Annotated in this window: 13 protein-coding genes; 5 read left to right on the forward strand and 8 right to left on the reverse strand. The window is 70.5% G+C overall.

The genetic code is table 11. From position 1 onward, the window contains the following. The first annotated feature begins 4 nt into the window (after window positions 1-4). The 3 genes from purB to AC2IPW_RS04375 all read left to right on the forward strand — a co-directional run bounded on the left by purB (window position 5) and on the right by AC2IPW_RS04375 (window position 2,551). Window positions 5-1,426 carry an adenylosuccinate lyase gene (gene purB / locus AC2IPW_RS04365; protein WP_003936778.1) on the forward strand — a complete coding sequence of 474 codons (1,422 nt, stop codon included), beginning with the start codon at window positions 5-7 and terminating at the stop codon, window positions 1,424-1,426. 112 nt (window positions 1,427-1,538) lie between these two features. Beyond that, on the forward strand, window positions 1,539-2,117 hold the full coding sequence (locus AC2IPW_RS04370) for a TetR/AcrR family transcriptional regulator (protein ID WP_003936777.1): 579 nt from the start codon (window positions 1,539-1,541) through the stop codon (window positions 2,115-2,117). Next, complete coding sequence (locus AC2IPW_RS04375) at window positions 2,114-2,551, forward strand: HIT family protein (protein WP_486376367.1); 438 nt, start codon at window positions 2,114-2,116, stop codon at window positions 2,549-2,551. Before AC2IPW_RS04370 ends, AC2IPW_RS04375 begins: the two co-directional genes overlap by 4 nt. Window positions 2,552-2,568: 17 nt before the next feature. Here the strand turns inward: AC2IPW_RS04375 and AC2IPW_RS04380 are convergent, their stop codons facing one another. Next, complete coding sequence (locus AC2IPW_RS04380; RefSeq protein ID WP_003936775.1) at window positions 2,569-2,760, reverse strand: hypothetical protein; 192 nt, start codon at window positions 2,758-2,760, stop codon at window positions 2,569-2,571. Between the two features lie 213 nt (window positions 2,761-2,973). Between AC2IPW_RS04380 and AC2IPW_RS04385 the strand changes: the two genes are divergently transcribed. After that, window positions 2,974-4,173 (forward strand): serine hydrolase domain-containing protein, encoded by a 1,200-nt coding sequence (locus tag AC2IPW_RS04385; RefSeq protein WP_486376368.1) that lies wholly within the window; start codon window positions 2,974-2,976, stop codon window positions 4,171-4,173. Window positions 4,174-4,234: 61 nt separating this feature from the next. Here the strand turns inward: AC2IPW_RS04385 and AC2IPW_RS04390 are convergent, their stop codons facing one another. The 5 genes from AC2IPW_RS04390 to AC2IPW_RS04410 form a co-directional block, all read right to left on the reverse strand. Further along, on the reverse strand, window positions 4,235-5,521 hold the full coding sequence (locus tag AC2IPW_RS04390; RefSeq protein ID WP_235157332.1) for an MFS transporter: 1,287 nt from the start codon (window positions 5,519-5,521) through the stop codon (window positions 4,235-4,237). Window positions 5,522-5,767: 246 nt separating this feature from the next. Next, window positions 5,768-6,274: a MarR family winged helix-turn-helix transcriptional regulator gene (locus tag AC2IPW_RS04395; RefSeq protein ID WP_450121303.1), complete on the reverse strand. Its 507-nt coding sequence runs from the start codon at window positions 6,272-6,274 to the stop codon at window positions 5,768-5,770. A 319-nt stretch (window positions 6,275-6,593) separates the two neighbouring features. Beyond that, window positions 6,594-6,854 carry an Ada metal-binding domain-containing protein gene (locus AC2IPW_RS04400; RefSeq protein ID WP_102031090.1) on the reverse strand — a complete coding sequence of 87 codons (261 nt, stop codon included), beginning with the start codon at window positions 6,852-6,854 and terminating at the stop codon, window positions 6,594-6,596. Continuing rightward, complete coding sequence (locus AC2IPW_RS04405; protein ID WP_040273956.1) at window positions 6,851-7,573, reverse strand: 2OG-Fe(II) oxygenase; 723 nt, start codon at window positions 7,571-7,573, stop codon at window positions 6,851-6,853. The genes AC2IPW_RS04400 and AC2IPW_RS04405 overlap by 4 nt, the downstream gene beginning before the upstream one ends. Window positions 7,574-7,722: 149 nt before the next feature. Then, entirely contained in the window at window positions 7,723-8,160 is a 438-nt protein-coding gene (locus AC2IPW_RS04410; protein WP_486376369.1) for a MarR family winged helix-turn-helix transcriptional regulator, read from the reverse strand. 76 nt (window positions 8,161-8,236) lie between these two features. Here AC2IPW_RS04410 and AC2IPW_RS04415 point away from each other — a divergent pair, with 76 nt between their 5' ends. Beyond that, a complete protein-coding gene (locus AC2IPW_RS04415; protein ID WP_486376370.1) occupies window positions 8,237-10,072 on the forward strand; it encodes an ABC transporter ATP-binding protein in 1,836 nt (611 codons plus the stop codon). A 7-nt stretch (window positions 10,073-10,079) separates the two neighbouring features. Here the strand turns inward: AC2IPW_RS04415 and AC2IPW_RS04420 are convergent, their stop codons facing one another. Further along, a complete protein-coding gene (locus AC2IPW_RS04420; RefSeq protein ID WP_289377523.1) occupies window positions 10,080-10,733 on the reverse strand; it encodes an isochorismatase family protein in 654 nt (217 codons plus the stop codon). 27 nt (window positions 10,734-10,760) lie between these two features. Further along, on the reverse strand, window positions 10,761-12,410 hold the full coding sequence (locus AC2IPW_RS04425) for a (2,3-dihydroxybenzoyl)adenylate synthase (protein WP_486376371.1): 1,650 nt from the start codon (window positions 12,408-12,410) through the stop codon (window positions 10,761-10,763).

Raw genomic sequence — 12,410 nt, forward strand, 5'->3', positions numbered from 1 at the left:
TCCTGTGAGTCGCATCCCGAACGTCCTTGCCACCCGTTACGCCAGCCCGGACCTGACAGCGCTGTGGTCGCCGGAGCACAAGATCGTGCTCGAGCGCCAGCTGTGGCTGGCGGTCCTGCGGGCGCAGGCGGAGCTCGGTATCGACGTTCCGCAGGAGGCGCTCGCCGACTACGAGCGCGTGCTCGAGCAGGTCGACCTCGAGTCCATCGCGGCGCGTGAGCGCGTCACCCGCCACGACGTGAAGGCCCGTATCGAGGAGTTCAACGCACTCGCCGGCCACGAACACGTGCACAAGGGCATGACCAGCCGCGACCTCACCGAGAACGTCGAGCAGCTGCAGATCCTGCGCTCGCTCGAGCACGTGCACGCCCACGGTGTCGCGATCGCCGCGCGGCTGGCCGAACGCGCCGCCGAGTACTCGCCGCTGGTGATGGCGGGCCGGTCGCACAACGTCGCGGCGCAGGCCACCACGCTCGGCAAGCGGTTCGCGTCCGCCGCCGACGAGCTGCTCATCGCGCTCACCCGGTTGCGCGAGCTGATCGCCCGGTATCCGCTGCGCGGCATCAAGGGCCCCATGGGCACCGCGCAGGACATGCTCGACCTGCTCGGCGGGGACGCCGACAAGCTCGCGCGCCTCGAGACGAAGGTCGCCGAGCACCTCGGCTTCGCGAACGTGCTCACCAGCGTCGGCCAGGTCTATCCGCGCTCGCTGGACCACGACGTGCTCTCCGCGCTCGTGCAGGTCGCGGCCGGGCCGTCGTCGTTCGCCCACACCATCCGCCTGATGGCCGGGCACGAACTCGTCACCGAAGGCTTCCAGCCGGGCCAGGTCGGCTCGTCCGCGATGCCGCACAAGATGAACACCCGTTCCTGCGAGCGGGTCAACGGCCTGCAGGTGGTGCTGCGCGGGTACGCGTCGATGGCCGCCGAGCTCGCCGGCGCGCAGTGGAACGAGGGCGACGTGTTCTGCTCGGTCGTGCGGCGCGTCGCACTGCCCGACGCGTTCTTCGCCCTCGACGGCCTGATGGAGACGTTCCTGACCGTCCTCGCCGAGTTCGGTGCCTACCCGGCGGTGATCGAGAAGGAACTCAACCGCTACCTGCCGTTCCTGGCGACCACGAAGGTGCTGATGGCGTCGGTGCGCGCGGGCGTGGGCCGCGAGACGGCGCACGAGGTCATCAAGGAGCATGCGGTCGCCGTGGCACTGGCGATGCGCGAGCAGGGCCGCGAGCCGGACCTGCTGGACCGGCTGGCCGCCGACGAGCGGCTGCCACTGGATCGAGCGGCTCTCGACGCCGCGCTGGCCGACCGGTCGGCGTTCGTCGGTGCCGCACAGGCGCAGGTCGCCACCGTCGTTGCGGCGGTGCAGGACCTCGTCGAGCAGTACCCGGACGCCGCGAAGTACGCGCCGGCGCCGATCCTGTAGGGATCGTCCGGGAAAGGGCTGCCGGGGGGATTTGTCAGATGGGGGTAGCCGAAATGCAGGGGAGAAGATGTTGGCCGGGAAGCCGGGTAATGCCGTACGGATCCGAGATGCGGTGCGGACGCGAGCCGCGCTGCTCGACGCCGCGACGGAGGTGTTCCTCCGCGACGGGTACGCCGCGGCGGCGACCGAGGAGATCGTCGCCGTCGCGGGCGTGACCCGCGGGGCGCTCTACCATCACTTCGCGAACAAGCGGGATCTGTTCCGCGGTGTCGTGGAGCGGATGCAGGTGGAGACCGAGGAGACGCTCGCGGCGATCGAGGGCAGCGATCCGTGGGAATCGTTCACCGCCGCGGTGCTGGCCTCGCTCGACGTCGTGTACGACCCGGCGATCCGGCGACTGCTGCTCATCGAGGCTCCCGCGGTGCTGGGCTGGGCGGAGGTCCGGGAGGGGCACCGCAAGAACACCATCATGATCACCGAGCGCGCGCTGCGGGCCATCGCGCGGCGCAGCGGCGAGCCGGCCCCGCAGTCGTCGGCGCTGGCGCACATGATCGTCGCGGCCGTCGAGGAGGCCATGCTCTACCTCGCCCACAGCGACGACCCGGTCCGGGAACGACCGGAGGTGCAGGCGCAGTTGCTGCAGCTCCTCGAAGGCGTCCGGCGGCCGGCCCCCGTTCAGGAGAGTGCGTGAGCGACTGCGTGTTCTGCGCGATCGTCGCCGGCGCCGCGCCGGCGAGCATCGTGTTGGACGAGCCGGATGTGCTGGCGTTCATGGATATTCGTCCGTTCACGCCGGGGCACCTGCTGGTGATCCCCAAGCGCCATGCATCCGGCCTCGCGCACCTCGCTCCGCAGGACGGCGCGCAGGTGTTCGACGCGGGCCGGCGCATCGCGACCGCGCTGCGGGCGAGTTCGCTTCCCATCGACGGGGTCAACCTCTTCCTGGCCGACGGCGTCGCCGCCGGCCAGGAAGTGTTCCACGTGCACCTGCACGTCGTTCCGCGTCGTCGCGGCGACGGCTTCGGTCTGCGGGCCGTGCCACGCACCCCGAACCGCACCGTGCTCGACGGCACCGCCGAGACCGTGCGGGCAGCGCTGGCCGAGGCCGGGGGCAGCGCCGGCTGAGACCGGATCCTCCGGACTCACCCGGCCAGATCGTCCGGGCCCACTTCGTCGTCACGCCATGCCGATGCGCTGATCCCCTGGCTCGACCGCAGCCACAGGATGCCGACGGCGAGGGCCAGGACGAGCGAGCCGACGAGGACGAGCGCGCGGGCGGACGAACGCCCGCGCGCGCCGAGCAGGATCTCCGGAGAAGGGGAGGAATCGGTCACCGCACCATCCTGCCTCATCCCTGATGCGGCGGACATGTGCGCGACGGGCGACCCGGCACGCAACTGCATTGCCCTCGTCCCCCGGGCGCGGGAGACTGTCCGGGGACGGTGACCCGGGGAGTCGCTCGTCGGCCTGCCGCACACGATCGGCTACGCGCGCGGTCCGGTGCCGCATCGCCGGTAACCAGCCGCACCACCCGAGAGGAGACGACCGTGTCCGCTCGAATGTCCCTGCACCCGGGGATTCACGGATATGCGCGCGGCGACTTCACGGCCGTGCGGCAGGCGTTCGCCGAGAACTTCTCCCGCCGTAGGGAGTTGGGTGCCGCCTGCTGCGTCTACTACCGCGGCGAGAAGGTGGTCGATCTGTGGGGCGGAGTACGGGACAAGGCGACCGGCGCACCGTGGGAGCGGGACACCATGGCACTGGTCTTCTCCGCTACGAAGGGGATGGCCGCCGTGACCGTCGCGCTGGCCCATTCCCGCGGCTGGCTCGATTTCGACGAGCGCGTCTGCACCTACTGGCCCGAGTTCGCGCAGAACGGCAAGGAACGGATCACCGTCCGCCAACTGCTGGCCCACCAGGCGGGACTGTTCGGCTTCGACGAACCGGTGGATGCCGGGGTCATCGCCGATCCGGACCGGCTGGCCGCGATCATGGCCCGCCAGAGGCCGGAGTGGGAGCCGGGGGAGCGGCAGGCCTACCACGCGATCAGCCTCGGCTTCTATCAGGGGGAACTCGTTCGCCGGGTCGACCCGCAGCATCGCACGCTGGGGCAGGTCTTCCAGGACGAGATCGCGACGCCGCTGGGTCTGGAGTTCTACATCCGCCTCCCGGCATCCGTTCCCGACACCCGACTGGCCCCGCTCGTGATGCGGAATCCCTTCCTGAACATCGCCGAGTTGTCGCCGCGACTGTTTCCGGCGTTCCTGAACAAGCGGTCGGTGTTCTACCGCTCGTTGGTCGCCAATCCGGGAACGCTCGTGGCACTGGACCCGGACACGATCTACGCGCGCGATCTGGAGGCGCCGTCCGGCGGAGGCGTGGGCACGGCACGCGCCCTGGCGCACACCTACGGTGTCCTGGCCACCGGCGGTGCCGAACTCGGGATGCGCCCGGACACGCTGCACGAACTGACGGCCCCGCCGGTGCCGCCCCGACACGGATTCCACGACGCGTGCGTGCTCGGGGACATCCGGTTCTCCCTCGGTTTCATGCGCCCGAGTCCGGACTGGTCTTTCGGTGGGCCCCGGTCGTTCGGCGCGCCCGGTGCCGGCGGCTCCTTCGGCTACGCCGATCCGGACGCCGGGATCGGCTACGGGTACGTCTGCAACCGTATGGGCAAGTCTCGAAACGATCCGCGCGACGTCGCCTTACGTGCCGCGATGACCAGCGCCGTCGGGTCGACCTGATCCGGACGGTTGCGTACCAGGCGCCTCGGTCGAAAGAGCCTTCCGGAAAGGGGTTTCGGAGTCAGGCCTTCGCCATCGCGGTGGGATGCGGTTCGGTGTCGACACCGGGTATCCCGCGCCCGCGCAGGGACGCGCCGGCCGTCTCGGCCACGAAGTACAACGCGACGAGACCGACGACGCACGCGCCCATCATGTAGAAGGCGGGGACGAGGTCGTTCCCGGTCCGCTCCACCAGCCACTCGTTGACCGCCGGGGCGGTCCCGCCGAACAGCGACGTCGAGACGTTGTAGGCGATCGCGAAGCCGGCGAAGCGCACGTGGGTCGGGAACATGGCCGGGAAGGTCGCCGAGATGGTCGACAGCTGCAGCACGTACAGCAGGCCGAGGACCGTGAAGGCGACGATCGCCCAGGCGAAGCTCACGGCCATGAGCATGTACATCGGGATCGCGAGCAACAGCAGCCCGCCCATCGAGATCAGCCACATCGGCTTGCGGCCGATCCGGTCGGACAGCGAGCCCGCGAACGGGATGACCGCCATCATGGCGAGCTGCCCGATGACGACGAGGGACAGCGAGGCGGTGCTCGACAGACCGATGCGGTTCTCGAGGTAGGTCGGCATGTAGCTCAGCAGGGTGTAGTTGCAGACGTTGAGCGCGACGACCAGACCCATGAGCGTCACGATCGGCTTCCAGTACTGCGAGAGCAGGCTCCTGAACTGCGTGCCGGTGTCCTGCTCGACCTCCCCCTCGGCCTCGAGTTCGCGGAACACCGGGGTGTCCTCGAGCTTCGACCGCAGGTACAGCCCGACGAGGGCGAGGGGTCCGGCGACGAAGAACGGCAGGCGCCAGCCCCATGTGCTCATGAACGCGTCGGTGGAGACCAGATCGATGGACAGCACGATGAGCGCGCCGAACGAGAAGCCGGCGAGGGTGCCGAACTCGAGGAAGCTGCCGAAGAACCCGCGCTTACGGTCGGGGGAGTACTCGGCCATGAAGGTCGCCGCGCCGCCGTACTCGCCGCCGGTGGAGAAGCCCTGGATCATGCGGAGCAGCACCAGCAGCAGCGGTGCCCAGAAGCCGATGGAGGCGTACGAGGGAATGGCGCCGAGCAGGACGGTCGCAGTGCCCATCAGGATGATCGTCAGCGCGAGCACCTGGCGGCGTCCGAGCCGGTCGCCGAGGGGGCCCCACACCAGCCCGCCGAGCGGACGTACGAGGAAGGACACGGCGAAGACACCCAGGGTGAGCAGCGTGGCCGATTCCAGGTCGCCGGGGAAGAACGAGTCGGCGATGTAGGTGGCGGTGTAGGCGTAGACGCCGTAGTCGAACCACTCGGTGAAGTTGCCCATGGCCGAGGCGCTGATCGCGCGCCGCAGATGACCGGGTCGGACCTCGGATTGCACGTCGGTATCGCCGGTGGGTCTCAAGACACATCCCTTCGTTCGGACAACCGTTCCGGCGTACCCAATGGGCGGCCGTCCGATTCGTTCGATGTGCACTGAGAGGTAGTTCGTTACCCTTCCGTAATTTTTCTCCTGCGGGTTCCCGCATGGTGGGAGCGTGGATCCGTCGATCGGCGCCCAGGGCTCGCGTGCCTAGTGTTGATCGAGGGCGCCGGCGCGCAGCGCGGCGGCATTGATGCGGGTCAGCACGTCGTGCAATTCCTCGAGCTCGGCGAGGCTCACCCCGAGCCGGCGCACCACCGTTTCGGGCACCGCTTCCGCCCGATTCCGCAGTGCACGTCCCGCGTCGGTGAGGTCGACGACCAGTTGACGCTCGTCCTGGGGGCTTCGGGTGCGGGTGATCAGACCGAGCGACTCGAGCCGCTTGAGAAGCGGGGACAGGGTGGGCGAGTCCAGTTGGAGGGCCCGGCCGATCTCCTTCACCGACATCGGCGCGTCCCCCCACAGTGCCAGCATCACCAGGTACTGCGGGTGGGTCAGGCCGAGCGGCTCGAGCACCGGCCGGTACACCGAGAGCACCGCGCGGTTGGTGACGGACAGGGCGAAGCAGACCTGACGGTCGAGGGCGAGGGGGTCGGCCGTTGCCCTCGACGACCCGGCTTCGGTCCCGGCCGAGGGGGGGCGGGCCTCCGTGCTCATGGCCTCGATGCTACCCAACCGGGCACCTGCCGACGACGGTCGCCGGGCGGGCCGGAAAGCGCCGCCGCACCGTGTCGTATGCCGCTGCCCGATGCCGGGCCGGGATGGAGTCCCCGCGAGGTGGCATCGCCCCATGGGTGATGCCTCCGAAACGACTGTCGGGCAGTCGATTACCGGACGAACGGGTATCAGTTTCCTCGGTGTGTGAATCAGATTGCATCACAATGTAATTCGACCTCTGCGGAGGCGTGCCGTGGGGGGCGTCCGGGCCGACGGGCACCGCTTCGGCGGATACGCGGCGCAGAAGGCGCACCGTCGCTCATCCGGCTCGGTTCGCCTTCCATGTCCGGTAGCGATCCGGCAGGCACACCGCGCACGGGCGGTAGCCGGCTGCGACGGCGTCGCATTCGCCGGCGAAGAAGACCCGGTCCTGGACGTAGCCGCCGCGCGCGATTGCCCGCCGTGCCGCGCGGCAGTCGAGTCGTCCGTAGATCCGGCCGCGGCGGTGTCCGCCCAGGGTGCCGGGGGCTGCGCTGAGGTAGGGATGTCCGTCGCTCCCGACGAGCGTGTAGTAGGTCACCGTGCGTCGTGCAGGACGAGGCCGAGGGTGTGACGGACGCCGGCGCGCACGGTGCTGACCCCGTGCCGGACGGGGGAGCGGGTCCAGCCGCGCGTGGATCGGGTGGGCCGGTCGCGGGTGGTGAAGATCAAGGCGTGACCCTGCTGCAGCACCGTGACCGTGCCCCGGGACTGGGCCCGGGCGCGTTGTTCGACGAGCAGGAACTCGCCGCCGAGGTGGTCGTGGCCGGGTCGGTCGAGGCCGATCACCACCTGCAGCGGGAACACCAGGTCGCCGTAGAGATCGCGGTGCAGGGCGTTCCAGTCGCCGGCGGTGTAGCGGAGCAGGATCGGCGTCGGCCGGGTCTGGCCCGCGGCGTGGCAGGCGTCGAGCCAGTCGCCGAACTCGTCGGGCCACGGCGCCGGATCGCCGAGCCGCTGCGCCCAGTCCCGTGCGACGGGCAGCAGCCGGTGGTAGAACGCCGCGCGCAGCCGGGTGATGCCCTCGGGTACGGGATCGCCGAAGTAGCGGTAGGTGCCCTTGCCGAAGCGGTGCCGCTCCATGTCGATCGTGCTGCGGAAGCGGCGTTCGTCGTCCCACATCGCGGCGATACGTCCGCACTCGTCCGCGGTGAGCAGCGGCCCGGTCTGCGCGCACCCCGTCGCGTCGAGCTCGGCGACGAGCGCCGGCCAGTCCTGAGCCTCGACCCGCGCGGTGAGCGAGTCGGTCCGAGCGGTCATGGTTTCTCCTCCCGCGGGGCAGTCCCATCCCGTAGACGCCTGCCGGGCGGAGAACGTGAGATCCGAGCGGGAGGTTCTCGCGGCGAACGGGAGGATGTCGGCGACGCCACTCGCGCGATGCCGCAACAAGCTCCCGCTCGTCGCGGCAGTCACCCGTCGGCGAGCTTCGTGAGCAGGCGGGCGAGTTCGGTGCGTTCGGGGCCGTCGAGGTGGGCGAAGAACTCGGTGGCCTCGGCGTCGCGCGCGGCATCGAGTTCGGCGGTGACGCGGCGGCCCTCGTCGGTGAGGTGGACGCACACGGCGCGACGGTCGGCGGGGTCGGCTACGCGGCGGGTCAGTCCGCGGGTCTCGAGCCGGTCGATCACCTCGGTCGCCGAGCGCGGCGCGATGCGCAGGGCCTTGGCGACGTCGCCGAGGCGCAGCGGCTCGGGAGAATGTCCGACGACGTGCAGCGCGCGGTGCTCGTGCGGGGACAGGTCCCACGGACCGAGGGTGGCGTGCCAGCGGCGGCGCAGCGTGCGGGTGGCGGTCATCAGCAGGTCGCGCAGCGCCGGGTCGGTGGGGACGTCGGACATGATGCGGATCATACCTCACTTGACGGTTGCCTCTTAGTGAGGCAACCTCAATAAGTACGTTTCCTGCCTCACGAAGGAGGTGATGGGCATGATGCAGCCTCCGCCGGGCGGCGGGCCGGGGCCGATGCGCCCCGCCAAGCCCGACCCCCGCGACCGCGCCCAGCTCGAGGAGTCGCCCGTGAGCGTGCGCCGCATCGGCGCGCTCTTCGCGCCCTACCGCTGGCAGGTCGCGCTCGTCGTCGCGCTCATCGTGGTGTCGTCGGTGATCACGCTCGCCAACCCGTTCCTCGTCCGCACCCTCATCGATCACGCGATCCCCGACCAGGACGTGCCGCTGCTGTTCGGTGCGGTCGGCGCGATGCTCGCCGTCACCGTCGTCGCCTCGATTCTCGGCGTGGTGCAGACATGGATCTCCACCACGGTGGGCCAGCACGTCATGCACGACCTGCGCACCCGCGTGTTCGACCATCTGCAGCGGCAGTCCCTCGGCTTCTTCACCCGTACCCGCGGCGGGGAGATCCAGTCCCGGCTGACCAACGACATCGGCGGCATGCAGAACGTCGTCACCTCCACGGCGACCTCGATCGCCTCCAATGTCACCACCGTCGTCGGCACGGCCGTCGCGATGGCGGTGCTCAGCTGGCGGCTGTCGCTGCTGTCCCTGCTGGTGCTGCCGCCGGCGATCTGGCTCACCCGCAAGGTCGCCCTGATGCGCCGCGAGATCACCACCGTGCGCCAGCGCCGGCTCGCCGACATGCAGACCCAGATCGAGGAGAGCCTCTCGCTCAGCGGCGTCCTGCTCGGCAAGACCCTCGGCACCGGGCCGGCCATGTCGGAGCGCTTCGCCCGCACCTCCACCGAACTCGCCGACCTCGAGGTGCGCTCCCAGTTGTCCGGGCGCTGGCGCATGGCCACGATGAACATCGTCTTCGCCGCCATCCCCGCCCTGCTCTACCTCGTCGCCGGCCTGCCCGCGACGTCGGGCGGGATGACCATAGGCACCCTCGTCGCGTTCACCGGTCTGCAGGCCACCCTGTTCCGGCCGCTGATGAGCCTGCTCGACGTGGGTGTCTCCGTCACCGGGTCGCTGGCGCTGTTCAGCCGCATCTTCGAGTACCTCGACCTCTCCGTCGAGATCGGCGAACCCACGAAACCGGTGCACCTGGACCTCGAACGCGTCGCCGGTGCCGTGCGGTTCGACGACGTCCGCTTCCGGTACGACGGCGCCGACCGGGACGCGCTCGCCGGCGTCACCCTCGACGTGCCTGCGGGTTCACACGTCGCGCTCGTCGGCGAGACCGGTTCGGGGAAGACAACTCTCGGGTCGCTCGTCGCACGACTGTACGACCCCACGTCGGGGCGGGTGACGATCGACGGCGTCGACGTACGCGACCTGCCGCTCGCCGACATCGCGAGCCTGGTCGGTGTCGTCTCCCAGGAGACGTACCTGCTGCACGCCACGGTCCGGGAGAACCTGCGGCATGCCAAGCCCGACGCGACCGACGCCGAGATCGAGCAGGCCGCGCGCGCCGCGCACATCCACGACCTGCTGTGCTCGCTGCCGGACGGCTACGACACCGTCGTCGGGGCGCGCGGGCACCGCTTCTCCGGCGGCGAGAAGCAGCGCCTCGCCATCGCCCGCACCCTGCTGCGCGACCCGCGCATCCTGGTGCTGGACGAGGCGACCAGCGCCCTCGACAACGAGACCGAACGCGCGGTGCAGGCCGCCCTGGACGCGGCCCGCCGCGATCGCACGACCCTCACCGTCGCACACCGCCTCTCGACCGTCCGCGACGCCGACACCATCGTCGTCCTCGACCACGGACGCATCGTGGAACAAGGCAGCCACGACGAACTGCTCGCCCGCGACGGCAGATACGCCGCGCTCGCGGCCCGCACCCGACCGCTGGAAGTCGGCGTGTGACCGCCGCTCACCCGGACACGGAGAGGGCGCCGGTCCGCAGGCGCCGCACCGCATCCGCCGTCGGCACCACAGCAGCGCATCGCGCCGCAAGGTACTGCAGCGCCTCGGTGTGCTCCCGCCGGGAGAAGTCCGCGACCCCGTCCGCGACAACGAAGACCTGCACGTCCTGCATGAAGCCGTCCAGCGCGGTGCTCAGGCACCCGATGTGGGCGTAGACGCCGGTCACGACGAGCTGGTCCCGGCCCCACACGCGCATCCGCTCCCGCAGGTCGGTGCGGATGAACGCGCTGTAGCGCCACTTGGTGAGCTGCACGTCGTCCTCGCGCGGCGCCAGTTCGGCGACGACGGACGTCAGAGCCGGGTCGTCGGCCAGGCCAGGGCCCCAGAAGTCGGTGAGCAGTGCGCGCTCGGCCGGATCCTGATCGCCCGGCTGGGCGGTGTAGACGACGGGAATGCCCGCCTCGTACGCCGACCGCCGGATCGCATCGATGTTCGGCACCACCGTTGCCAGCGGATCCGCCGTGCGGTCGAACGCGCGGACGAAGTACTCCTGCATGTCGTGCACGAGCAGCACCGCCCGCCGCGGGTCGATCGTCCAGTCGACGGTGTTCTCCGGCAGGTCCGTGGGCAGCGGATAGGAGACGGACTTCGGCAGGGCCATCACAGGATTCGCTTTCTGTCGGGGGGATCAGTGCTGCAGGGTCGCGGCGAGCGCGCGGCGCAGCTCGGCGCGGCTGGTCTTGCCCACCCCGGTGACGGGGAAGGCGTCGACGAGGACCACCTTGTCGGGGATCTTGTACGCGGCCAGTCCCCGTTCCCGCAGGAACGCCTTCAGCGCCGGGGTCTTCGGCGCTGTCCCGTCCGCGACGACGAACACGCACGTGCGCTCCCCGAGGTAGGCGTCGGGCACGGCCACCACCGCGGCGTCCAGGACACCCGGGTGGGCGAGCAGGTGGTTCTCCACCTCTTCGGCGGCGATCTTCTCGCCACCCCGATTGATCTGGTCCTTCGCGCGGCCCTCGACGACGACGTAGCCGTCCTCGGTCAGGCGCACGAGGTCGCCGGTGCGGTAGAACCCGTCGGGGGTGAACGCCGTCGCATTGTGCTCGGGTGCGGCGTAGTAGCCGCGGATCGTGTACGGGCCGCGGGTGAGCAGATGGCCCGTCGCACCGGGGGCGACGGGCCGATCCTCGTCGTCGACGATCCGGATCTCGTCGTGCGGGCTGACGGGACGGCCCTGCGTACCGACGACGGTGGCGTCGGGGTCGTCGAGCCGGGTGTAGTTGACCAGGCCCTCCGCCATCCCGAACACCTGCTGCAGGGTGCAGCCGAGTTCGGGCCGCACCCGCGCGGCCGCTTCGGCGCCGAACTTCGCGCCGCCGACCTGCAGGACCTGCAGCGACGACAAGTCCCGCCCGGTGCGGGCCCGCGCCGACAGCCACGCCAGTGCGAGCGGGGGCACGAGCGACGCCATGGTGATCCGCTCTTGCTCGATCAGCTCGAAGGCGGTGTCGGGGCTCGGGTCCGGCGCCAGCACGATCGTGCCGCCGGCGTGCAGGACCCCGAGGATCCCGGGTGAGCTCATCGGAAAGTTGTGTGCCGCCGGCAGAACCACGAGCATCCGGGTGCCGGCGTCGACGCCGCAGATGCGGGCCGACTCGCGCACGGAGTACAGGTAGTCGGTGTGGGTGCGCGGGATCAGCTTCGGGGTTCCGGTCGTCCCACCCGAGAGCTGCAGGAACGCGACGGATTCCGGGTCGACGTCGGCGCGCGCGTCCGGCTCGTGCCCGCGCAGCGCATCGAGCGGAGTGAACTCCTGCGCGTCGCCGGCGACGACCACGACGGGTGGCCGGTCGAGATCCGCGCACACCTGCCGGGCCAGACCCCGGTAGTCGAATCCGCCGTGCTCGCCGGCGATCACGTATGCGGCGGCGTCGGTGAACCGGCAGAAGTACCCGATCTCGGCGCTGCGGTGCGCGGGCAATGCGAACACCGGCAGCGCACCGAGACGGAACACCGCGAAGACCACCTCGGTGTACTCGACGATGTTGGGCAGCTGCACCAGGACCCGGTCGCCGCGCTGCACCCCGGTCGCCGCGAGGCCCGCGGCGATCCGGTCCGCCGTATCGGACAACTCGCGGTAGGTGATCCGTCGTTCGGAGCCGTGGGTGTCGCGGCCGACGATCGCGATGCGCCCGCCGTGGCGGTCGGCCCGTGCGGACAGGAACCGGACGAACGTCTCGTCCGTCCAGTAGCCTGCGGCGCGATAGAGTTCCGCGAACTCCCGCGGGTAACCGGCGGTGGCGGCCAGGGGAGTCCGGGTGGCGGCGATCGTCAC

It is taken from the genome of Rhodococcus sp. NS-SX18 (genome assembly GCF_057367935.1).

Excerpts from the sequence above, each read along its gene's own strand:
- AC2IPW_RS04420 (WP_289377523.1), bottom strand. The coding sequence starts at position 10,733 with ATGGCCCTGCCGAAGTCCGTCTCCTATCCGCTGCCCACGGACCTGCCG.
- AC2IPW_RS04405 (WP_040273956.1), bottom strand. The coding sequence starts at position 7,573 with ATGACCGCTCGGACCGACTCGCTCACCGCGCGGGTCGAGGCTCAGGAC.
- AC2IPW_RS04415 (WP_486376370.1), top strand. The coding sequence starts at position 8,237 with ATGATGCAGCCTCCGCCGGGCGGCGGGCCGGGGCCGATGCGCCCCGCC.
- AC2IPW_RS04395 (WP_450121303.1), bottom strand. The coding sequence starts at position 6,274 with ATGAGCACGGAGGCCCGCCCCCCCTCGGCCGGGACCGAAGCCGGGTCG.
- AC2IPW_RS04390 (WP_235157332.1), bottom strand. The coding sequence starts at position 5,521 with ATGGGCAACTTCACCGAGTGGTTCGACTACGGCGTCTACGCCTACACC.
- AC2IPW_RS04410 (WP_486376369.1), bottom strand. The coding sequence starts at position 8,160 with ATGATCCGCATCATGTCCGACGTCCCCACCGACCCGGCGCTGCGCGAC.